Origin of the sequence: Corynebacterium callunae DSM 20147 (assembly GCF_000344785.1) — a bacterium.
Taxonomy (GTDB): domain Bacteria; phylum Actinomycetota; class Actinomycetes; order Mycobacteriales; family Mycobacteriaceae; genus Corynebacterium; species Corynebacterium callunae.
On sequence record NC_020506.1, the window covers coordinates 378439 to 399669 of the forward strand.

22 protein-coding genes are annotated in these 21231 nt (G+C 53.8%); 13 read left to right on the forward strand and 9 right to left on the reverse strand.

Going from position 1 to position 21231, the window contains the following annotated elements; translation table 11 throughout:
- Positions 1-51: 51 nt before the first annotated feature.
- Positions 52-381 (forward strand): hypothetical protein, encoded by a 330-nt coding sequence (locus tag H924_RS01705; protein ID WP_015650238.1) that lies wholly within the window; start codon positions 52-54, stop codon positions 379-381.
- 236 nt (positions 382-617) lie between these two features.
- Here H924_RS01705 and H924_RS01710 read toward each other — a convergent pair whose 3' ends face one another.
- Positions 618-1604, reverse strand: a complete 987-nt coding sequence (locus H924_RS01710) for a winged helix DNA-binding domain-containing protein (protein WP_015650239.1) — start codon at positions 1602-1604, stop codon at positions 618-620.
- A gap of 71 nt (positions 1605-1675) precedes the next feature.
- On the opposite strand from H924_RS01710, the gene H924_RS01715 reads away from it, so the two are divergent.
- The 7 genes from H924_RS01715 (at position 1676) to H924_RS01745 (ending at position 8144) form a co-directional block, all read left to right on the forward strand.
- Complete coding sequence (locus H924_RS01715) at positions 1676-2986, forward strand: DUF445 domain-containing protein (RefSeq protein WP_029703847.1); 1311 nt, start codon at positions 1676-1678, stop codon at positions 2984-2986.
- A gap of 11 nt (positions 2987-2997) precedes the next feature.
- Positions 2998-3396 carry a CGLAU_01105 family protein gene (locus H924_RS01720; protein WP_015650241.1) on the forward strand — a complete coding sequence of 133 codons (399 nt, stop codon included), beginning with the start codon at positions 2998-3000 and terminating at the stop codon, positions 3394-3396.
- Between the two features lie 18 nt (positions 3397-3414).
- Positions 3415-3720: a DUF2516 family protein gene (locus H924_RS01725; protein ID WP_015650242.1), complete on the forward strand. Its 306-nt coding sequence runs from the start codon at positions 3415-3417 to the stop codon at positions 3718-3720.
- A gap of 93 nt (positions 3721-3813) precedes the next feature.
- Positions 3814-4014: a hypothetical protein gene (locus tag H924_RS01730; RefSeq protein WP_015650243.1), complete on the forward strand. Its 201-nt coding sequence runs from the start codon at positions 3814-3816 to the stop codon at positions 4012-4014.
- 184 nt (positions 4015-4198) lie between these two features.
- Positions 4199-4840: a TetR/AcrR family transcriptional regulator gene (locus tag H924_RS01735; RefSeq protein WP_015650244.1), complete on the forward strand. Its 642-nt coding sequence runs from the start codon at positions 4199-4201 to the stop codon at positions 4838-4840.
- 14 nt (positions 4841-4854) lie between these two features.
- Complete coding sequence (locus tag H924_RS01740) at positions 4855-6498, forward strand: DHA2 family efflux MFS transporter permease subunit (RefSeq protein ID WP_015650245.1); 1644 nt, start codon at positions 4855-4857, stop codon at positions 6496-6498.
- Positions 6498-8144: an MDR family MFS transporter gene (locus H924_RS01745; RefSeq protein WP_015650246.1), complete on the forward strand. Its 1647-nt coding sequence runs from the start codon at positions 6498-6500 to the stop codon at positions 8142-8144. Before H924_RS01740 ends, H924_RS01745 begins: the two co-directional genes overlap by 1 nt.
- Before the next feature lie 49 nt (positions 8145-8193).
- Here H924_RS01745 and purU read toward each other — a convergent pair whose 3' ends face one another.
- Positions 8194-9108 (reverse strand): formyltetrahydrofolate deformylase, encoded by a 915-nt coding sequence (purU, locus tag H924_RS01750; RefSeq protein ID WP_015650247.1) that lies wholly within the window; start codon positions 9106-9108, stop codon positions 8194-8196.
- A 50-nt stretch (positions 9109-9158) separates the two neighbouring features.
- Between purU and deoC the strand changes: the two genes are divergently transcribed.
- Positions 9159-9821: a deoxyribose-phosphate aldolase gene (gene deoC / locus H924_RS01755; protein WP_015650248.1), complete on the forward strand. Its 663-nt coding sequence runs from the start codon at positions 9159-9161 to the stop codon at positions 9819-9821.
- A gap of 51 nt (positions 9822-9872) precedes the next feature.
- On the opposite strand, the gene H924_RS13585 is transcribed toward deoC, so the two are convergent.
- The 6 genes from H924_RS13585 to H924_RS01785 all read right to left on the reverse strand — a co-directional run bounded on the left by H924_RS13585 (position 9873) and on the right by H924_RS01785 (position 15530).
- Entirely contained in the window at positions 9873-10283 is a 411-nt protein-coding gene (locus H924_RS13585; protein ID WP_015650249.1) for a hypothetical protein, read from the reverse strand.
- 5 nt (positions 10284-10288) lie between these two features.
- Complete coding sequence (locus tag H924_RS01765; protein ID WP_015650250.1) at positions 10289-10603, reverse strand: metal-sensitive transcriptional regulator; 315 nt, start codon at positions 10601-10603, stop codon at positions 10289-10291.
- Positions 10600-12840 (reverse strand): heavy metal translocating P-type ATPase, encoded by a 2241-nt coding sequence (locus H924_RS01770; protein ID WP_015650251.1) that lies wholly within the window; start codon positions 12838-12840, stop codon positions 10600-10602. Before H924_RS01770 ends, H924_RS01765 begins: the two co-directional genes overlap by 4 nt.
- 115 nt (positions 12841-12955) lie before the next feature.
- The gene (locus H924_RS01775) at positions 12956-13771 is read right to left on the reverse strand and encodes an LmeA family phospholipid-binding protein (RefSeq protein WP_015650252.1); all 816 of its coding nucleotides are present in this window, start codon (positions 13769-13771) and stop codon (positions 12956-12958) included.
- 415 nt (positions 13772-14186) lie between these two features.
- Positions 14187-15014, reverse strand: a complete 828-nt coding sequence (locus H924_RS01780; RefSeq protein ID WP_015650253.1) for a methyltransferase domain-containing protein — start codon at positions 15012-15014, stop codon at positions 14187-14189.
- A 12-nt stretch (positions 15015-15026) separates the two neighbouring features.
- Positions 15027-15530 carry a DUF2505 domain-containing protein gene (locus tag H924_RS01785; protein WP_015650254.1) on the reverse strand — a complete coding sequence of 168 codons (504 nt, stop codon included), beginning with the start codon at positions 15528-15530 and terminating at the stop codon, positions 15027-15029.
- 24 nt (positions 15531-15554) lie between these two features.
- Between H924_RS01785 and H924_RS01790 the strand changes: the two genes are divergently transcribed.
- A complete protein-coding gene (locus H924_RS01790) occupies positions 15555-16661 on the forward strand; it encodes a UDP-N-acetylmuramate dehydrogenase (RefSeq protein ID WP_015650255.1) in 1107 nt (368 codons plus the stop codon).
- Positions 16654-17295 (forward strand): DUF1801 domain-containing protein, encoded by a 642-nt coding sequence (locus H924_RS01795; protein ID WP_015650256.1) that lies wholly within the window; start codon positions 16654-16656, stop codon positions 17293-17295. Before H924_RS01790 ends, H924_RS01795 begins: the two co-directional genes overlap by 8 nt.
- A 45-nt stretch (positions 17296-17340) precedes the next feature.
- Here the strand turns inward: H924_RS01795 and H924_RS01800 are convergent, their stop codons facing one another.
- Positions 17341-19047, reverse strand: a complete 1707-nt coding sequence (locus H924_RS01800; protein WP_015650257.1) for a long-chain-fatty-acid--CoA ligase — start codon at positions 19045-19047, stop codon at positions 17341-17343.
- 97 nt (positions 19048-19144) lie between these two features.
- Between H924_RS01800 and mshA the strand changes: the two genes are divergently transcribed.
- Positions 19145-20416, forward strand: coding sequence for a D-inositol-3-phosphate glycosyltransferase (mshA, locus tag H924_RS01805; RefSeq protein ID WP_015650258.1), 1272 nt, complete (start codon positions 19145-19147; stop codon positions 20414-20416).
- Positions 20417-20476: 60 nt separating this feature from the next.
- A complete protein-coding gene (locus H924_RS01810) occupies positions 20477-21223 on the forward strand; it encodes a phosphoglyceromutase (RefSeq protein WP_015650259.1) in 747 nt (248 codons plus the stop codon).
- Positions 21224-21231: the final 8 nt, after the last annotated feature.

Genomic DNA, 21231 nt, shown 5'->3' on the forward strand with positions numbered 1-21231 from the left:
TCTCTTCGGAGGATGTTTAGCACTGTTCGACAAGAAAGACGAGTGAACGCCATGTCCTCCGCGAAGAAGAACACCGCCCCGGAGCGTATGCACTACATCCAGGGTTATGTACCAGTGAGCTACAACGCTCCACACTCCTCCCTGGATCGCTCCTCCACCTGGATCGGAATGGGCCTTCTGCTCGCTTCCCTTGCTGGTATCGGTGCAGTGCTCTTCGGAATCGGCGCAAACAGCGTTGGTCAGCAGCAGGAAAACTGGATGCTCTACACCATCATCGGCGTAGTTTTTGCCGTTGTATGCCTCGTTCTTGGAACTGTTTTGATTATGAAGGGCCGTTCCGCTTACCACGCTTATGCAAAGGAAACCGGTCGCTCCCAGTAATCGCCTTTAGATAGGCAGACTGAATCAGCAGCACCTCCGAAAACACCCTCTCACCCTGGTTCTACCTGGGCGAAAGGGTGTTTTTCATTGAGCTAACTTAGCTAGCAGCTAGCGCAGAGCAAAAAGAAGCCCGCTGCACTTGTGGAAAGTGCAGCGGGTGATCTCAATGTTTACAGTTTTTAACCTGTTTGCTGAAAACAACTCTACACCATTTTTGCTCAGCCAAACATCCAGCCCTAAACCGGCAGCGCCTCACCTTGAACTACCTTGAATGGCTTGAACACACCGTTTTTGCCCGGTCCAATGCTAAACAAGTGCTCTGAATCCATCAGGTGGGTCCGGTCGGTGTAGGAGAGTAGGTATTCATCAAAAGCCGGCAGAGTGAGTTCTGGTTCCAAGGCTGACGCTACCTCTTCGGAAGTTACAGACTCAGCCCAGGCAGGGATCCACATTTCTTCTTTATTTGGGCCTGCAACCTGCACAATTTCTCCACGCCCAGCCAGGAATGCAACTCCTTTTCGCAGATCTCGCAAAGTAAGGCCAGACCACCACTGCACATCCTTGATGGTGGCAGCGCCGCGGGAATAGAAGTAGCGGCGAGTCATTTCAAATAGGGCTTCATCACCGCGCAAACCCAAAGAAAGTGGGCAAATGGAGTCGAGTAGCACAAAGGTATCTTCGTTATCCACCGGTGGTCCTTGGACAATGTTGCCCTCCCCGCCAAAGTGACGGAGCAAGTGCTGTCCGCGGTGTTCGCCGGGGTCAACATCTACGGAACGGAATAGTTCATATGCTTGGCTTCTAGGCACAGGGGCAATAGCGGCGTGCTCGCTGAGCACCTCGTGTGCGCGGTGAACGGCGGCGTCGTCAAGCCCAAGTTGGTGACGTCGCTTGGCGGAGGCCGCAACGATGCGTGGGGAGCAGAGCAGTGTCATCCAACGGACGTCTTCGGCGGCCAGGATTTGGTGGGTGCCACGCTGGGACCAACTGCGTATGAGCAGGGAGGTTTCCAGGGCGGTGGCTGCTGTACCGGGCTTGTGGGAGCGGATGTCTAGGGCGACCAAAGCGGATCCGCGTTGTTGTGCCTGGCTGGCCAACATATGTTTGGCGGCACCTACCGCGGAATCCATGGCGAAGGTTCGTGGAAAAGCCGTAGAGGGGGCAAGGAGCTGGGCAATTAAGCGCAGCGCGCGGATGCGACCAAGTGAAAGTGGGGCATTCATACCCCTGAAATTACCCTGAAACTTGGACACACTATGCATTCGTGTCCCAGGCACAGTACATAATGGGCGCTATGGGAAATCACGAACTTCAGCATGCACAAAATTCGGTGCCTGGACCAGCTCCGGAGGTGGAGGCGGCGCGGCGTCGCGAACTGCGCCGCCACAAGGCTTTTGCCACTGGATTGCTGATCTTTGCGGCATTGATTTATTTGCTGTGTCGCTATGTAGAAACTCGCCCTGGGGAGACTGCAACATGGGTGGGTTTTGTGCGTGCCGCAGCGGAGGCCGGCATGATCGGCGGTTTGGCGGACTGGTTTGCCGTCACCGCCCTGTTCCGCCATCCGCTTAAGCTGCCAATTCCGCATACTGCGATTATTCCGCGCAAAAAAGACCAGCTTGGTGAGGCTTTAAGCGGCTTTGTGGGCGATAACTTCCTCAATGCGCAGTTGATTACAGAGAAAGTCTCCCAGGCGCAGATTCCTGAGCGTGCCGGCAAGTGGCTGGCGCAACCGGAAAATGGTGAGAAAGTATCCCGTGAGGTGGGCAAACTGACCGCCAATATTGTGCGCGCCATCGACCCCAAGGATGCCGAAGCTGTTATTAACGCTGCAGTGATCGACAAGCTGGGGGAGCCTGCGTGGGGTCCGCCTGCCGGGCGCCTGCTGGAGCAGCTGATTGCGGAGGGTAAAACCGAGCCAGTGGTGCAGGAACTTGCGCAGTGGCTGCATAAAAAGGCGCTGGGTTCCGAGGAACTCATTGACCGCCTGCTTAATGAGCGCCGCCCGATTTGGGCGCCGAAATTCACCGCGCAGCTGGTCAGCGGCAAGGTTTATGAGGAAGTTATTAAGTTCACCGCTGCCGTTGCCGAGGATCCCAAGCACGAGGCACGCATTTCGCTGCGCCGCTTCCTCAATAATTTGGCCCAGGACCTGCAATATGACGCCGCCATGATCACCCGCGTGGAAAAAATCAAGCAGGATGTCATGGGCTCGGCAGCGATTGCGCAGGCTGCGCCGACGATTTGGGAGTCGGCCTCCGCCTCCCTCATCGACGCCGCCAGCGACGAGTCATCCCTGCTCCGCCGCAAAATCGCCGAGGCCTCAGTGGTCTGGGGTCAAAGAGTGCTTGACGACGAAAACCTGCGCAGCTCACTGGATAATCGCATCACAAAAGCTGCCGCCTTCTTGGCAGATAACTACGCCCCCGAGGTCACCAGCATCATTTCCGAAACCATCGAACGCTGGGATGCAGATGAGGCTTCTGAAAAGATTGAGTTAATGGTTGGTAAAGATCTGCAATATATCCGCCTCAATGGCACCATTGTGGGTGCATTAGCTGGCCTTGGCATTTACACTGTGTCTCATATCTTATTCGGCGCTTAAAGGAGTTTTAAATGTCCACTTTTGGAGACGCTGCTTCTGAGCTTGGCGATGTTGCAGGCAAAGTAGGAAAGCAAGTCCGTGAGGAACTTTCTGAAAAAGAAACCCTCAACAAACTAAAAACCGAAGCCACCGAGGCTTTTCAGCAGGCTAAAGCTGGTGATGTTGTTGCTGCTGGCAAGGATTTCGCCCGTGATGCTGGCGAGATCCTCAAGGAAGTGGCCACCTCTGTGCGTGGCGCGCTGAGTGAATCCGATACTGATAAGGTGAAGACTGCATTTAGTTCTGTCGTGGAAAGCTCGCGCGATAAGCTTGATGAGACTTTGGAAAAGCGTAAAGCTAAAAAAGCCAATTCCGCCGAAGACGGTGGGGAAGATATTATCGACGGAGAAGTAATTCCTCCGCAAAGCTAAGGAAGTTCCACATAAATCATGGATATGCAAATGCTTTATAACGGCACCAGTTGGTTCATCTGGGGCATTTTCACCCTGATTGGAATCTTTGGCTTTATCGGAGCTTTCCTTGCTGCCACCACTCGCGAAGATGCCTTTGAGGTGGCAGATCGTCAAAAGAAGCTGGTCTGGGTGGCCATGCTCATCGCTTCTGGATTTGTCCTCATCGTGCTGGGTACCGCAGTTCCAATCTTGCCATGGGTGGGCATCGTCCTCATCGGCATCTATTGGTTTGATGTACGACCACAAATCAAGGGAATCCTCGAAGGTGCCGGCGGCTGGTAGTTTTTAACGCAATTTTTCCCTCATCTCCACAGTGGAGATGAGGGGATTTTTTGTGGCAAAATTGAATAAAGAAGAATGAAAGGGGGATTAATAATGCCAGCATTTTTGATTGAGTATCACCGTCCTAGTGGTCGCGTGAAGTGCACTCCCTTCGATTCTCTTATTGAAGCTACTCGAGAGCGCATTAGGCTTGATCGTCTTAACGAAGATCCAGATATGGAGATCGTTGCGATTTCTGGGGCGAGTGAAAATGTAATTCGCCATTCGCACTCGCGTTATTTTGCTGCAGTTTAGCGGCGGTTTGACGTTAGTTTTCAAAATGTCCAGCACTTGAATTTCAAGTGCTGGACATTTTATTTGTGGAAAGTCCCTCCGTTGCGACACTAAAAGTGACTTGATTCACTTGATATGGAACGCGTTAACAACTTCACCCGGTGCAATATTGCACTCAGTGCAAAAGTTCACTAGGTTTACTTGAGTGGATATTGAAGAGCAACCCTCGTTGAGGGAAATCAAACGTAAAAAGACCTTGGAAGCGATCGAAGATAACGCAACCAGACTGGTCTTGGAGCGTGGGTTCGACAATGTCACCGTCGAAGATATTTGTGCTGAAGCTGGGATCTCTAAGAGAACTTTCTTCAACTATGTGGAATCTAAAGAAGCCGCCGTCATCGGCTCCAGCTTTAGAGTTCCCTCTGAAGGAGAGCGCGAGGAATTTCTCGCAGTAGAGCATGATGATGTTTTTGACAAAGCTTTTGAACTGGTCATCAACTTGATCGGTAGCCATGATCACTCCACAGGAGGGCTCTCCGGAACGATCATGAAGCGCCGCAAAGAGATCCGATTTAACCATCCCGAACTGGCAATGCAACACTTTGTCAGATTCCACGAAGGTCGCGCGGTTTTGGAAGATCTGCTCCGTGATTACTTCATCAAGTGGCCCGAGGCGCAACGCCTGAAGGAAAGCCCAGAAACTGAAGCTATCACCATGGTTGGCATCCTGGTCACCGCAGTTTTTCAAGGTTCCAGGAAGTGGCATTCACTACCTGAAGTCACCCAAATAGATTTCCGCGCCTGCTGCCAAAAGGCATTAAATAATATTTTTCTTCTTAAAAGGTGAACAACAAAATGACAATGAATAACGACGTGGACCAAGATCGCCCCGTCACCACCATCTCAAAGAGCGGCGCGCCCTCGGCGCACGTTTCCGCTCCTTATGGTGAAGCTGCAACTGAAACAGCAGTAGCAGAGAAAGCAACCGGCCACGTCGGTCTGATCATCGGCGCACTGATGCTCGCCATGCTGCTGAGCTCACTGGGCCAAACTATTTTCGGTTCCGCCCTGCCTACCATCGTTGGTGAACTCGGTGGCGTTAACCACATGACCTGGGTTATTACTGCATTCCTCTTGGGCCAGACCATCTCCTTGCCAATCTTTGGCAAGTTGGGTGACCAGTTCGGCCGCAAGTACCTCTTTATGTTCGCCATTGCACTCTTTGTAGTGGGCTCCATTATCGGCGCCTTGGCTAACTCCATGACGGTGCTGATTGTGGCTCGTGCACTGCAGGGTATCGCTGGCGGTGGCTTGATGATCCTCTCCCAGGCAATTACCGCAGATGTCACCACTCCTCGCGAACGCGCAAAGTACATGGGTGTTATGGGTTCCGTCTTCGGACTTTCCTCAATCCTGGGACCTTTGCTCGGTGGCTGGTTTACCGATGGGCCAGGCTGGCGCTGGGGCCTCTGGCTTAACGTGCCAATCGGCATTATTGCTCTTGTTGCAATTGCAGTCCTGCTAAAGCTTCCTCCTCGTGAACGCGGCAAGGTTACCGTTGACTGGCTGGGCAGCATTTTCATGGCGATTGCAACCACTGCCATTGTGCTTACTGTCACCTGGGGTGGCAACGAATACGAGTGGGGCTCTTCCATGATCCTCGGATTGATGGTTACCGCTGTGGTGTCGACCATCGTGTTTGTTTTCGTCGAAAAGCGCGCGGTTGACCCACTGGTCCCCATGGGCCTTTTTGCAAACCGCAACTTCGTGCTCACCGCAATCGCCGGTATCGGCGTTGGTATGTTCATGATGGGCACCATCGCATATATGCCTACCTACCTGCAGATGGTGCACGGCCTCAACCCAACTGAAGCCGGCCTGATGCTGATCCCAATGATGATTGGCCTGATTGGTACTTCTATTACCGTTGGCAATATTGTCTCCCGCACCGGTAAGTACAAGTGGTTCCCAGTTGTCGGCATGGTTGTTATTGTCGTCGCCCTGTACCTGCTCTCCACCCTGGAGCCCAAGGATCCACTGTGGTTGGTTGGCATTTACTTCTTTGTCTTCGGTTTTGGCCTCGGCTGCGCTATGCAGATTTTGGTTCTTATCGTGCAGAACTCCTTCCCAGTCACTATGGTTGGCACCGCAACAGGTTCCAATAACTTCTTCCGTCAAATTGGTGGCGCCATTGGCTCCGCACTGATCGGTGGCCTGTTCATTGGCAATCTGTCTGACCGCTTTGTGGAAAATGTTCCCGCTGCCATCGCTTCTATGGGTGCCGAAGGCGCTCCATACGCAGATGCAATGAGTAACTTCTCTGGCGCCTCCAACTTGACCCCGCATCTCGTGGATACCCTGCCTCAGGTTCTGCGTGAAGCCATCCAGCTTTCCTATAACGACGCTCTTACGCCAATCTTCTTGGCGCTAACTCCGATCGCCGTGCTCGCTGCCATTCTGCTGGTATTCATCCGCGCAGATCATCTCAAGGAAACGAACGAATAATGTCTGAAACCTCTACAAGCCCCGTAAAGGTGCGGGGCAGGAAAGCGAAGAAGGAAAAAGTACCTTCTTCCATGACCCCCGAAGAACAGAAAAAAGTCTGGTGGATTCTCGCCGCACTGATGGTTGCCATGATGATGGCGTCCCTCGACCAGATGATTTTTGGTACCGCACTGCCAACTATCGTTGGTGAACTCGGCGGCGTTGACCACATGATGTGGGTTATCACCGCATACCTGCTGGCAGAAACCATTATGTTGCCTATCTACGGCAAACTTGGTGACTTGGTAGGACGTAAGAGCCTCTTTATTGGCGCCCTGTCGATCTTCCTGCTGGGCTCTATCATTGGTGGCCTCGCCGGCAATATGACCTGGTTGATTGTTGGCCGTGCTGTGCAAGGCATCGGTGGCGGTGGCTTGATGATTCTGGCCCAAGCAATTATTGCCGATGTGGTTCCTGCTCGTGAGCGTGGCCGCTACATGGGTGTTATGGGTGGCGTTTTTGGCCTCTCCGCAGTTCTTGGACCTTTGCTCGGTGGCTGGTTCACCGAAGGCCCCGGCTGGCGCTGGGCATTCTGGATGAATATTCCTTTGGGAATCATCGCCATCGGTGTTGCCATCTACTTCTTGGATATTCCAAAGCGCAACGTGAAGTTCCAGTGGGATTACCTGGGCACCGTCTTTATGATCATCGCAACCACCAGCTTGATCCTCTTCACCACCTGGGGTGGTTCCCAGTATGAGTGGAGCGATCCGATTATCATCGGCTTGATTATCGCTACTATTGTTGCTGCTATTTTGCTGGTTATTGTAGAATTTCGTGCTAAGGATCCTTTGGTTCCAATGCAGTTCTTCCAAAACCGCAACTTTGCCATCACCACGATCGCGGGTCTGATCCTGGGCGTAGCAATGTTCGGCGTGATCGGCTACCTGCCTACCTATATGCAGATGGTGCACAGCATTAATGCAACTGAAGCAGGTTATATGCTCATCCCAATGATGGTTGGCCTCATGGGCATGTCCATCTGGACTGGTTTGCGCATCACCAAGACCGGTAAGTACAAGCTCTTCCCACCAGTGGGTATGGCAATCACCTTTGTTTCCTTGGTTCTCTTTGGAACCTTGTCCGTGGAAACCAGCCTCTGGCAGATCGGCATTTACCTGCTGGTGCTCGGCGTTGGCCTCGGCTTGGCAATGCAGGTGCTCGTGTTGGTTGTGCAGAATACTTTGCCAGTCGCAGTTGTTGGTTCTGCAACCGCAGTAAACAACTTCTTCCGCCAGATCGGTTCTTCTTTGGGATCCGCATTGGTAGGCGGCATGTTCGTAGGCAACCTCAGCGATCTCATGGCAGAGCGTATGCCAGCTGCTATGGCTGCACTTTCCCCTGAGGAACAAGCTGCAATGGCTGCCCAAGGTGGCGTTGATTCCAATGACCTCACCCCCGCCATGGTTAACCAGCTGCCAGCACCGCTACACGATGCATTCGCCAGCGCATATAACGATGCACTGACCCCAGTGTTCTTCACCATGATGCCGCTGATTGCCATTGCATTTGTGCTGCTGCTGTTCATTAAACATGAGAAGCTGCGGGAAACCACCAGTGATGAATCTACTAGTGATTTAATCCAAGAGCCCGTCGCAAAGCAATAAATAGTAATGCCCCGTGGAAACCTGAAAGTTTCCGCGGGGCATTTTGCATTTAATCAAAAACTACGGTGCGATTTCCATAGACCAAAACGCGGTCCTCTAGGTGGAATCGCAAACCGCGAGCCAGCACCTGCTTCTCCGCATCGCGGCCAAGACGCTGCATCTCAGCAGGGGTATCCTTGTGCGTCACGCGGATAACATCCTGCTCAATGATGGGACCGTCGTCGAGATCAGGGGTGGCATAGTGGCAAGTCGCGCCAATCAGCTTCACGCCACGGCTATATGCCTGGTGATAAGGGCGCGCACCCATAAATGACGGCAAGAAGCTGTGGTGAATGTTAAGCACGCGGCCAGCCCACATCTCACAAAGATCCGGTGGCAAAATCTGCATAAAGCGTGCGAGCACAATCGCATCCGGCTCATAACCATTAACGATCTCTGCGACCTGGTCAAAAGCCTTACGCTTGCCCACTGCATCCTTAGGGAAAGGCACGTGGAAAAACGGCACATTGTGGTTCTCTGCGATATAACGCAAATTATCGTGATTGCCCACCACTGCGACAACTTCCATCGGATAGTCATTCTCCGCCACACGGCCGAGCAGATCGTGCAGGCAGTGACCCTCCTTGGACACCACCAACACAGCCTTCTTCACCTGTGCGGTGTCGGTGAACTTCCACTTAGCGCGAGGACCAAATTCCTCCGCGATAGGAGCGAATTCCTCCCGCAGCTGCTCAATGGACATATCAATGGATTCCGCGCGGATAGCTTGGCGCGTAAAGAACCAGTTAGAATCCGGGTCAGTAAAGTAACCCGCCTCAGTAATCCAGCCCCCTCGCTCCGCGAGAAAAGAAGAAAGCTTTGCGACGATACCCGTGGAGTCTGGGCAGCCGAAAGTAAGCACAAATTGACGCTCCTCCGGAGCGGTGCTGGGGCGATTACGGATCTCAGAAGAACTCGGAGTCATTTATCGGATTCTACCTTGGATATCTGGCGATGCTAAGTAGGGTAGGAGATATGACTATTTCCCGCGCCCAGATGGCCACACTGCTCGACTACACCTTGCTCGGACCAGAAGTAACTAAAGTCGAACTTGCTGTATTTATAGAAGAGGCCATCGAGCTGGGCGTTGGTGCTATTTGTGTCCCCAACAACATGGTCAATCTCACTAAAAAGGCGCAAGAAGCTGGCATTACCGTGGCTACTGTAGCTGGATTCCCCCATGGAAAAACCCCCGCTTTAGTAAAAGGTGCCGAGGCGCGCCTGGCAGTGCAAAATGGAGCTTCCGAAATTGACGTGGTTCTTGACATTGCCAATGTAAAAGCCGCTGATCCCAATGTTTTGCTCTCTGAAATCGTGGCGATCCGCGAAGCCGTGCCTTCACCCATTGTGCTGAAGCTGATTCTCGAGACCGCAGTGCTCTCACCCGCAGCTATTGCCGTTGCGGTACGCGCTGCACGAGCCGCCGGTGCCGACTTTGTAAAAACTTCTACCGGATTCCATCCCGCCGGCGGCGCCACTTTAGAAGCTGTGCGAGCTATGGCTGCGGCTGGCGAAGGAAAAATCGGCATCAAAGCCTCAGGTGGCATCCGTACTTGGGAAGATGCTGTTGCATTTGTTGAAGCCGGCGCCACTCGCATTGGCACTTCTCAGGCTGCGGCTATTTTGCGGGAGGGTTAGGGGCTGGGGCGCTGGTGTTGCCGCAGCTCACGCCACTCAAGGAATTAAAAGCTACACCTGGCAATCGATAAGGTTGTGCAGCAGTTCTTCGGGAGCGCCGAATAATCGCAAAGCTGAGGTGTCATAACAATGGGAGCCGTTGGAAGTGTGGCCATTGGGTGCGATTTCTAACCATTGTCCATCAACCCACTGGAAGTTTTGTAATTCCTCGCTATCCGGCTTGCCACCGCTGGCCCAGCCAGAATCACAAAATAGCAGGGTGTAGCCCATCTCTTGGAAAATCTCGGGATCACAATGGGTTGGCACTGGTGGGCGATAGATTGTTGCGGTAACTGTGGTGGTGGAACCCGCATCGCCCTCGTCACTAAAAGGCAAGTACATCCACACCACAATGGCCCCAGCTGCGCCGACCATGGACATAAAAGTGGTGGTCAGCAGTGCAGTTCGGGCCGGCGTGGACATGATTTTTAGGTTTTGGAGAATCGGGCGATGGCGTCGGAAACTTCTTTGAGCTTGGCGTCGAGTTCTTCTCCGCCGAGCCCCGCTGCATCCTTAACGCAGTGAGCGAGGTGGTCGTCGAGAAGCCCAAATGCCACATTTTTGAGGGCGGAGTTAACGGCGGCAATCTGGGTGAGAATGTCGATGCAGTATTGTTCCTCGTCGATCATGCGGTGAATGCCACGGGTTTGGCCTTCGATGCGCTTGAGTCGGGCCAGGTAGCGGGCCTTTTCCTCGATATAGCCGTGGGTGTGGCCCTCGGCGTGGCAGCTATTTTCACTCATTTTGAATTCCTCGATTTAAAACCGCGCAGGCGCAGGGAGTTGGAAACTACAAAAACTGAACTAAAGGCCATTGCAATGCCCGCGAGCATCGGGTTGAGCAGCCCAAGTGCAGCAATTGGTATTAGCGCCACATTGTAGGCGAAAGCCCAGAAAAGGTTGCCCTTGATGGTGCCTAAAGTTTTGCGGGAGAGGTCGATGGCATCCACTGCTGAATGAAGATCATTGTTCATGAGCGTGATATCGGAGGCCTCGATGGCAACGTCGGTACCAGCGCCCATGGCCAGACCCAGATCTGCTTGAGCGAGGGCTGCCGCATCATTGACACCATCGCCAACCATGGCCACATTTTTTCCTGCTGCCTGCAGTTTCTTTACTTGTTCCACTTTTTCAGCAGGCATTACCTCCGCGATAACTTCCGTAATGCCAACCTCGGCGGCAACGGCACGCGCAGCGCCATAATTATCGCCAGTGAGCAAAATTGGGGTCAGCCCAAGGTCCTTGAGCTGCGCAATTGCCGCGGCAGAAGATGGCTTGACACTATCGCGCACACTAATGACGCCGTGCTCAACGCCATCCACAGAAACCACAACCGGAGTTCCACCCTCAGCTTGGGAACGTCGAAAAGCGTCTAAGAGTTCGCCCTGCAACGGCCGAACCGGCCGGCCAACCTGAATCTCGCGCCCATCAACCCGGGCAAAAACGCCCTGACCTGCAGTGTTCTTAAAGTCCGTGGCCGTGCGGGGCGTCCCAGCAAGGGCAATCGCCTGCGCAATTGGGTGTTCAGAGAGCTTTTCGACGGATGCAGCGAGATCGATTAGCTCTTGCTCGGAGATTCCCGCCGCGGTGACAGCAGCCACGGACATATTTCCGCTGGTCACAGTGCCAGTCTTATCGAGGACGATGGTATCAACCTTCTTGGTGGATTCCAGCACCTCCGGTCCCTTAATTAACAGGCCGAGCTGCGCACCGCGTCCCGTACCGACCAAAAGCGCAGTAGGAGTAGCCAAACCCAGGGCACAGGGGCAGGCGATGATGAGCACAGCAACCGCAGCGGTAAATGCCGCGGACAGGCCATCGTCAGTGAAAATGAGGTGGCCGGCAAGCGTAAGCAGGGAAATGACAATAACCACCGGCACGAAGATCTGCGAGATCTGATCCACCAGCCTTTGCACGGGCGCCTTGTGGGATTGGGCATCGCTAACGAGCTTTGCCATCTGGGCGAGCGTGCTATCTGCGCCGAGCCGAGTGACCTTGACCAGCAAACGGCCGGAAGTGTTCAGCGTTGCACCGGTGACTTTATCGCCAGGAGTGACTTCAATGGGCAGGGATTCGCCGGTGAGCATGGACTGATCAATCGCGGAGGTGCCTTCCATCACGACGCCGTCGGCTGCGATTTTCTCGCCGGGGCGGGTGACAAAAATATCTCCAACTACCAGCTGGCTGATGGGAATGCGCAGCTCAGCATTGTCGCGAATGACGGCAGCATCTTTTGCTCCCATATCCAGCAGCGCTCTTAAAGCTGCGGAGGATTGTCCCTTAGCTTTGACCTCAAACCAGCGGCCTAGCAATAGGAAGGAAATAACCACTGCGACAGTTTCCAAATAAATGTCATCCATGGTGGATTCTGTGGGGAAAAGATGAAATTCCATCTTCATTCCGGCGTGGCCGGCGGTTCCTAAGAAGAGAGCCCACAGGGACCAGAGATATGCCGCGGCAGTTCCCAAGGAAACCAAAGTGTCCATGGTGAAAGAACCATGCTTGAGATTTGCCCAGGTTGCCTTATGGAAAGGTGCGCCACCCCAGAAAAACACCGGGGTGACCATTGTTAAAACAGCCCACTGCCAATTGTTGAACTGCAGCGCCGGAACCATGCTGAGCAGCACAATTGGCACCGAAAGGGCAGCGGAAATGAGCAGGCGGTGCTTGAGGTCGGCTGCTTCTTCCTCCCTGGCAGCATCGATTCGATCCTGGCCGTCGGGCGTGTGTTCTTCATCCTGTGCAGGGGTGGAAGTCATGGAAAAAGCGCTATAACCTGCGCCTTCTACAGTTTTGATGAGCTGTTCTGGGGCAACCAGGCTGGGATCATAACTTACCTGTGCGGACTCGGTGGCGTAGTTAACTGAGGCGGTGACCCCTTCTAACTTGTTGAGTTTTCTTTCCACCCGGGCGGAGCAAGAAGTACAGGTCATACCGGTTACACCAAGATCAACGGTGGCGATGTTTGGAGTGGTAGGCATTTTTAGTCCTTTGAAAATGGGGATGTGCTACCACTTAGCTTATACCCCGGTGGGGTATATAACAAGGCTAAAAACACCGCCCTTGGTTGGGGCGGTGAGGGGTGCGTCGAAAAGCTTAGTTTGCGCTCTCCAGGGTGCGGACGTTGATATTTTGGCCGGTGAGTGTGACATTAATGCCACCTTCTGCCACCTCAATATCGGAAATCTGCAGGCCGCCGGCAACGTTCTGAATGGAAGACTTCACGCCTTCAGTCAACATATTGGACACCTCATCAGGCAGACTGAAGCCAAAAAGCTCAGAATCGGTGATCTCAAAAGCGAGCTGACCATTAAGAACTAGTGGTCGCAGGTTGGCGCGTGCTGCACCGTCGGTGAATTCCACCTCCACTGACTGATTCTCTGGATTTGAGGTGATATTGGTGACTTTGACCAATTCCTGCACCAACATCGCGGCCAGTCCAGCATCTTCCGTGGTTCCGCCAGCTGCCTCAGCCATTTGCTGCTGCATGGTGGCCAACACAAACTCATCGGAGGCGAAAGTAGTGAGAGTCAGGTTCTCTGCCACTGGATTCTCGCGATCCCGCACGCCCAAGCCGCCGAGCTCAATTGTGGCCTGCGGGGTGCCAGTGATCTCAGGGGCAGAAGTTGCGCCGCCAGGATAAGTGATCTGCACCGTGTTAGGCGTATCCACCGTAACCTCATCAATACTGCCTTTGACCAGGCCCAACAGCAGGGGAGAAGCGCCAAAGCTAATCGACGGCTCCTCCTCGACGGTGATCCCTTGCTCCGCCGCCTGGTTTTGGAATTCCTCTTTCAGCTGCTTGCCGACCATCCAGCGCAGGCCGAACTCCGCGATGATCACCAAAATCAGCAAAACAACCACAATAGTGAGCAGAACTTTAGGAAATACAGATCTTTTTGATTTAGCCACGTTCCCAGTCTCCCTTATCATTCAGGTGTTTTAAAGTTTTCCACGCCACAATCTCATAAAAGCTTGCTGGGAATGCTGTTGAGGTGCCGATTTTGGGTCGGTTTTGTGCCGCGCCCGGGGCATGACCATGGCGGGCGTGCGGATTTACGCAAAAAGGACGCCTGGCGGAAGTTTTTGTCGTAAATCGGCACCGAAATGGGCGCATTTTGGTGCCGATTTGCACAAATATTCGATGCAACACTATGGATTTTCGTAAATTGGCACGCTTCCCGCTCAAACCTCGGAAAATTGCACTGCAGCTGCAAAAATAACCACCATCTAGAAGGCGATTTACGGGCATAAAAACGAGCCTAGTACCTTCTTGGTCATTAGCAAATATAAGCGCTTTAAATTGGCTCCAGGCAAATCCCTAAAATTAGGGCGCAACAACATCCCAGGGCACAGTTAAGAGGCAGTCACCCACACGTCGCCGGGGGATTTCAATGGGCCAGCCTTGTTCAACAAGCATCAGCCGAGCCTTTTCCCAGCGCACCCGCGGTCCATAGGGCTCCCAGCCGGCGGAATAATCCCAGGCAGCATCAGCAGCGGCAAGCAAAGAGTAGATCTTTTCGCCGGGAACATTGCGGTGGATCAGCACCTTTGGCAGTCGTTCGGCCACGTCAGAAGGTTTTTCTACACCCCAAGGATCCCATGCCAGCGTTAATGTCACAGGACCGGTTGCATCCAAGGTGATCCAGCTGCAGCGTCTGCCGATTTCATCGCAGGTGCCTTCAAAAAATAATCCACCGGGGGCAAGTCGAGAGGTGACGGTATTCCACGCATCGGCAACCTGCTCCACATCGTATTGGCGCAGCACATTGAAGGCCCGCACAAGTTGGGGCTGATAGCCGGCTAGTTCAAAGCCGCCAAGCTCGAAGGAAACTCCGCCTTGAGCAGGTAAAACTCTTTCGGGATTAATTTCTAGGCCCACCACGCGCATTTTTGAATCGAGGCGGTGTAGCCAGCGTCCCCATTCCACGGTGGTGGTGTGGCTGGCGCCGTAACCGACATCCAAAGCCAGAGTCCCAAAACCATAGCCAGCTACAAGCGAGCGGACCCGGTCATGATGAAAGCACCACCGATCGAAGCGTCGTAGACGATTCACACCGGTGGTGCCACGAGTGATCACGCCAATTGGCTTAATTTTTTTCCCAGTTGTTGGGACATTAAATGAAGCGCGGAGATTATGAGCGTGATCGACCATGAAGAGATGTGTTTAGAGGTTCTCGGAGATCCACTTTTCGGTGAGTGCACCTTCGTTGCCGAAGAGCTCGCCAAGTGCGTCGGCTACCTTTGGCTCGATGGCAGGGCCCATGAATGGGATGTTGACGGAGACTTCATTGCTGTATGCAAAGGTGGTGGCGGTGTCGTCGCCATTCACAGCGATGGTGCCCTTGAAGTCAACTGGGGTGCCCTTGACGTCTGCAAGGTAGTTGATGGTGCCAGCGTTGTTGTTGAATGCTGGAACGTTAACTACTCGCTTGACCTTGAGTGCCTGGCTGATCATGGCGCGCACTGCCTCTGGAAGTACGTCCAATGGAAGTACCTCGAAGAGGGTGACATCTGCGCTGCCGTCGGCTGCAGAGAACTCATTCACCTCGCCTGCTTCTGGGGAGAGGTTTGCTGCGATGTAGGCCCAGTACGCTTCAGTGGTCAGCGCCTCGTGGACCTTATCGATGGGCTGATTAATGGTAATTGTGTTTTCGCTACGCGTTGCCATGCAGTTAAGACTACCGTTAGTAGGGTGTTGGATTCATCGCTAGCCCAAGAAATTGCCGCAATTGACGGTGTAGAACTTGATTCTGAGGTCACTTTTGCTGATCTCACGACCCTCCATATAGGGGGAAAACCGCGCCTAGCTGTGCGTTGTCGGACCACCGCCGCGGTGGTTGCCGTTGTTAAATTGCTTGACGACGCCTCCCTCCCGCTGCTCATTGTGGGCGGGGGCTCCAACCTTGTTGTCGCCGATGGCGATTTAGATGTGGTTGCTGTCATCATCGAAGCCGATGCAGTAAGCGTGAATTTTGCCGAGTCCACCATCACCGCTGAAGCTGGAGCACAGTGGGATGATGTTGTGGCCTTCTCGGTGGAATCCGGGTTGGGCGGAATTGAATGTCTTTCCGGAATTCCAGGTTCTGCAGGTGCCACGCCGGTGCAAAATGTGGGAGCCTATGGCACGGAAGTATCTGATGTATTAACTCAGGTGCAGCTTTATGATCGTCACTCTGGTGAGGTCTCCTGGGTACCAGCCTCCGAGTTGGAGTTGGCATATCGCTATTCAAACCTGAAGTTCACAAATCGTGCCGTGGTTTTGGCCATCACCATGCAACTATTGCCAGATGGTTTGTCCGCCCCTTTGCGATACGGCGAGTTGGCTCGTCGATTAGCAGTTTCGGCGTCTGAGTGGCAACCACGCCGCCCTATTCGACTAGTCCGCGATATGGTGCTGGAATTGCGCCGCGGCAAGGGCATGGTGGTCGATGCAGGCGACCATGACACCTGGTCAGCGGGCTCATTTTTTACCAACCCCATCGTCGATCCTGCAGTTGCCACCTCCGTTTTTGAAAAAGTTGGCGAGCCCACAATGCCGCGCTACCCAGCAGGCGAGGACAAAGAAAAGCTTTCCGCAGCCTGGCTTATTGAGCGTGCAGGTTTTGCCAAGGGACACCCCGGCCCTGGCGCAAAAGCTGCGCTGAGCAATAAACACACCTTGGCGCTGACTAATAGGGGAGAAGCGAGCGCAACTGACCTGCTGCGCCTCGCCCAGGAAATTCGCGCCGGGGTACACGATGCTTTTGGAGTGACCTTAGTTCCTGAACCCGTATGGATTGGAATGAGTATCGATGACTGATTTCGCGGAAGTACCCGGCACTGCAGCTCCCTTGCACAATGCTCTCAACGCGGCGGGCTATCCAGACCTGGAATCGCTTGATGGAGTGCCCTATAAAACGCTTATTGCGCTGCATGGAGTGGGCAAGGTTGGATTGGGGCGCATCCAGGTAGCTTTGGAGGAACGCGGCCTAGCGCTTGGCGCAGAAACCAAGGGCGCCACCATTACAGCTGGTCATACCGGCAAAGTAGCCTCCGATATCAAAACGCATATCACCGGCGTGGATCCGCTGAACTATATCGAGGCGCTCGACACCCCGCGCCGGGTGGAGCATGGCAAGCAGCTTTTGGAAATTTTCAACCGCGTCACCGGGGCAGAGCCCAAGATGTGGGGACCTTCGATGATCGGCTATGGAGAAACCCACTACATCTCCCACACCGGCCGCGAAGGCGATTGGTTCCAAGTGGGATTTAGTCCTGCCAAGTCCAAGATTTCGCTTTATGGCCTTAAAGACTCTGAGCGTGGAGCTAAGCTTTTGCCGGAATTGGGCAAGTACACCGAGGGCCGAGGCTGTGTGTACATCAATAAGCCTGAAGATGTTGACCTTGAGGTGTTAGAGCAGCTCATCGCCACTTCTTGGGCCACCTTAAACTAAAAATATGCGGTAGCTGGGAAGATTTCCCGCAGCTACCGCATATTTTTATTTCTGAGTCTTCTTAATCAACTCGGCCTGAACTTCGCGACGGCGAATCTTGCCCATTTGATCGCGAGGCATCTCCTCAAAGTGATAGAAGGTGCGTGGAACCTTGTAGCGAGTGAGGTTTTCGCGGGCGAATTCCTTCAAGCCCTCTGGGTTCAGTGCAGCGCCTTCCACCAGGGTGATAGCTGCAACAACATTCTCAGAGCCATCTTCTCGTGGCAATCCAACTACCGCAGCATCCTGAATATCAGGGTGCTCGATGAGGACTTCTTCCACCTCAACCGGATAAACGTTGAAGCCGCCGGTGATGATGACTTCCTTGATACGAGCAACCAAACGTACAAAGCCATCTTCTTCCATGACTCCGACATCGCCGGTGCGGTACCACTCGCCGTGGAAGCTGGAGGCGGTTGCTTCTGGCTGATTGAGATAGCCCTGGAAAACCTGTGGGCCCTTAACCAAAACTTCGCCCTCAGTGCCATCTGGCAGGGTCTCATCGAGGTTTTCTGGATTAGCAATGCGAACCAGGGTGTCTGGGAAAGGAATTCCCACATAACCTGGGCGACGGCTCTTATTCATGGGGTTACCCACGATGATTGGAGAGGTCTCGGTGAGGCCATAACCTTCCACCAGCAGGCCACCGGTGTGGCTTTCCCAACGCTCAACAGTGCGTGTTGGCAGGGTAGAGGCGCCAGAGAAGGAATTGCGCACGCCCTTAATTGGGATGTTCATCTCATCAGAGGCGTCGACGATCTTCTCGTAGAGAGTAGGAACGCCGGGCAGCCAAGTGGGAGTGTGCTTCTTCATCAGGTTCATGATGAGGTCGATGCGTGGAGTTGGCAGCAGCACCATTTCGCCGCCGATAAACACAGAGAGGGTTCCGACCATGGTCAGGCCATAGGCGTGGAACATTGGCAGGGCACCGAGCAGGCGCTCTGGTTTATCGCCAAGACCAGGTACCCAGCTTTTACCCTGCAACAAATTGGCAAAAAGGTTGCCGTGGGAAAGCTGCGCGCCCTTTGGACGGCCAGTGGTGCCGGAAGTGTAGAGAATCAGGGCGATGGTCTCTTTTGTGACTGAAGGTTCGGAAACTACATCTTCGCCTTCGCCACCCATTGCGGCACTCTTGAGAGTCTCATAAGGCACAGTGTTGGGTGCAGTTCCGGAGAGGGAATCGCGAGTCTTACGCAATGCAGGGATAGGCAGCTTCAGAGCAAAACGCTGCAGAGTTGGCATTGCGTTGATCATGTTGACGGAAACGATGGTTTCCAAAGGAGTCTCACTGCGAAGTTTTTCCACAGTTGGAGCAGCCTTATCCCACACAATTGCTACGCGTGCGCCATGATCCTTAAAAGGCTCCAAAAGCTCATGGGCGGTGTAGAGCGGATTGTGCTCGATGACAGTGGCGCCCAGCTTGAGTGCTGCGTAGAAAGCTGCAATGTGCTGCGGGCAGTTTGGCAAGACGATGGCTACGCGGTCACCAGGGCGAACACCCAGGGCACGCAAGCCCGCTGCAATGCTACGAACTTCTTTGTCCAGCTCCGCATAGGTTTGGGTGCGGCCAAAGAAGTAGGTGGCTGACTTTTCGGCATTGATGGCCAGGTTGTTGTCATAAACGTCCAGCAGCGTGGTCTCGCCATATTCAAGAGAGTGCGGAGTCCACTCGGGATAGTGCTGGAGCCAGGCCTTGGTTTCGTATGCTGACATGCTGTCCCTTCAATAGCGATTGATTTGTTCCCTTAAGTATATAGAGGGCAGGTGTACTTAAGCTCCTCCCATTAAACACAGCCCCTAGAATAGACCCATGCGCATCGCAATGATCTCCATGCATACCTCCCCGCTACAGCAGCCGGGAACGGGTGATTCTGGAGGAATGAACGTCTACGTTTTGTCCACTGCCAAGGAGCTGGCAAAGCAGGGCGTAGAGGTAGATATTTATACCCGAGCCACGCGACCATCCCAGGGTGAGATCGTAAATGTGGCCCCTAACCTGCGGGTTATTAATATCGTGGCAGGTCCCTATGAAGGCTTGGCCAAGGAAGAACTGCCTACTCAGCTGGCGGCTTTTGCCGGCGGCATGTTGGTATTTACGCGCCGTGAAAAGATTGAATATGATCTCATTCACTCTCACTATTGGCTATCTGGCCAGGTGGGTTGGCTGATGCGCGATATGTGGCGCATTCCTCTAGTGCATACTGCACACACCTTGGCTGCGGTGAAAAACTATTATCGCGATGACACCGACACACCTGAATCGGAAGCGCGGCGTATTTGTGAGCAGCAATTGGTGGATAATGCCGATGTGCTGGCCGTGAATACGCAGGAAGAATTACAGGATTTGGTGCATCACTATGACGCAAATCCGGAGCACATTTCAGTGGTGTCGCCCGGTGCTGATGTCACGCTTTATAACCCGGGCAATGATCGTGCTACTGAGCGTTCCCGCCGTGAGCTGGGTATTCCTTTGCATACCAAAGTGGTTGCCTTTGTTGGTCGCTTGCAGCCCTTTAAAGGTCCGCAGGTGCTCATCCGCGCGGTTGCGGAGCTTTTCCGCCGCGATCCTAATCGCAATTTGCGAGTAATCATTTGTGGTGGCCCTTCAGGGCAGAATGCCTCTCCAGATACCTATCGCAACCTGGCAGTGGAGTTGGGCGTCGAAAAGCGTATTCGCTTTCTTGATCCCCGCCCGCCGGCCGAACTGGTTTCGGTCTATCGCGCCGCCGATATTGTCGCGGTGCCGAGCTTTAATGAGTCCTTTGGGCTGGTCGCCATGGAGGCACAGGCCAGCGGCACGCCCGTGGTGGCTGCACGCGTGGGTGGCCTCCCGATTGCCGTTGCAGAGGGCGAAACCGGGTTGCTCGTGGACGGTCACGATCCGGCCCTGTGGGCCGACACCCTTGCAACGCTGCTTGACGACGACGAAACTCGCATCAGAATGGGAGAAGACGCAGTTGAGCACGCCCAAGCTTTTTCCTGGTTTGCTACGGCGGCACAGCTATCCTCCCTGTATAACGAGGTAATTGCCAATGACAGCGTAGATGGCCAAACCCGTTTTGGAGCAGCGGGCGGAGTGTGATCGCTTGCATATCGTGAATTCAACGCGCAATTGAACTCATAAAGTGGCAAACTAGTATCCATGACTAACGGAAAACTGATTCTTCTGCGTCACGGTCAGAGCGAATGGAACGCATCCAACCAGTTCACTGGATGGGTCGACGTCAATCTGACTGCGCAGGGTGAGGCTGAAGCCAAGCGTGGCGGCGAGCTCCTCGTTGAGGCCGGTATCCTGCCAGACGTTCTTTATACCTCTTTGCTGCGTCGTGCGATCCGCACCGCAAACATCGCGCTGAACAGCGCAGATCGTCACTGGATTCCCGTTGTTCGTGACTGGCGCCTCAACGAGCGTCACTACGGTGCGCTGCAGGGCCTGAACAAGGCTGAAACCAAGGACAAGTACGGCGATGACCTCTTCATGCAGTGGCGTCGTTCCTACGACACCCCACCACCAGAGCTTGCCGACGACGCTGAGTTCTCCCAGGCTAACGATCCTCGTTATGCAGAACTTGAGACCGTGCCTCGCACCGAGTGCCTCAAGGATGTTGTTATCCGCCTGATCCCTTACTTCGAAGAAGAGATCTTGCCTCGCGCACAAAAGGGTGAGAACGTTCTTATCGCAGCTCACGGCAACTCCCTGCGTGCGCTGGTGAAGCACCTTGATGGCATCTCCGATGCAGACATTGCCGAGCTCAACATCCCAACCGGTATCCCACTGGTTTATGAGATTGCTGAAGACGGCAGCGTAGTAAACCCAGGTGGCACCTACCTGGATCCTGAAGCAGCAGCAGCTGGCGCAGCAGCAGTGGCAAATCAGGGTAATAAGTAGCTACTTGT

Bases quoted from the DNA above. Each gene is read 5' to 3' on its own strand.
- H924_RS01785 (WP_015650254.1), bottom strand. From the start codon at position 15,530: ATGGCAACGCGTAGCGAAAACACAATTACCATTAATCAGCCCATCGAT.
- H924_RS01720 (WP_015650241.1), top strand. From the start codon at position 2,998: ATGTCCACTTTTGGAGACGCTGCTTCTGAGCTTGGCGATGTTGCAGGC.
- H924_RS01745 (WP_015650246.1), top strand. From the start codon at position 6,498: ATGTCTGAAACCTCTACAAGCCCCGTAAAGGTGCGGGGCAGGAAAGCG.
- H924_RS01780 (WP_015650253.1), bottom strand. From the start codon at position 15,014: ATGGTCGATCACGCTCATAATCTCCGCGCTTCATTTAATGTCCCAACA.
- H924_RS01710 (WP_015650239.1), bottom strand. From the start codon at position 1,604: ATGAATGCCCCACTTTCACTTGGTCGCATCCGCGCGCTGCGCTTAATT.
- H924_RS01725 (WP_015650242.1), top strand. From the start codon at position 3,415: ATGGATATGCAAATGCTTTATAACGGCACCAGTTGGTTCATCTGGGGC.
- H924_RS01705 (WP_015650238.1), top strand. From the start codon at position 52: ATGTCCTCCGCGAAGAAGAACACCGCCCCGGAGCGTATGCACTACATC.
- H924_RS01715 (WP_029703847.1), top strand. From the start codon at position 1,676: ATGGGAAATCACGAACTTCAGCATGCACAAAATTCGGTGCCTGGACCA.
- H924_RS01740 (WP_015650245.1), top strand. From the start codon at position 4,855: ATGAATAACGACGTGGACCAAGATCGCCCCGTCACCACCATCTCAAAG.
- H924_RS01770 (WP_015650251.1), bottom strand. From the start codon at position 12,840: ATGCCTACCACTCCAAACATCGCCACCGTTGATCTTGGTGTAACCGGT.
- H924_RS01795 (WP_015650256.1), top strand. From the start codon at position 16,654: ATGACTGATTTCGCGGAAGTACCCGGCACTGCAGCTCCCTTGCACAAT.
- H924_RS01800 (WP_015650257.1), bottom strand. From the start codon at position 19,047: ATGTCAGCATACGAAACCAAGGCCTGGCTCCAGCACTATCCCGAGTGG.
- H924_RS01810 (WP_015650259.1), top strand. From the start codon at position 20,477: ATGACTAACGGAAAACTGATTCTTCTGCGTCACGGTCAGAGCGAATGG.
- H924_RS01730 (WP_015650243.1), top strand. From the start codon at position 3,814: ATGCCAGCATTTTTGATTGAGTATCACCGTCCTAGTGGTCGCGTGAAG.
- H924_RS01765 (WP_015650250.1), bottom strand. From the start codon at position 10,603: ATGAGTGAAAATAGCTGCCACGCCGAGGGCCACACCCACGGCTATATC.
- mshA (WP_015650258.1), top strand. From the start codon at position 19,145: ATGCGCATCGCAATGATCTCCATGCATACCTCCCCGCTACAGCAGCCG.
- deoC (WP_015650248.1), top strand. From the start codon at position 9,159: ATGACTATTTCCCGCGCCCAGATGGCCACACTGCTCGACTACACCTTG.
- purU (WP_015650247.1), bottom strand. From the start codon at position 9,108: ATGACTCCGAGTTCTTCTGAGATCCGTAATCGCCCCAGCACCGCTCCG.
- H924_RS13585 (WP_015650249.1), bottom strand. From the start codon at position 10,283: ATGTCCACGCCGGCCCGAACTGCACTGCTGACCACCACTTTTATGTCC.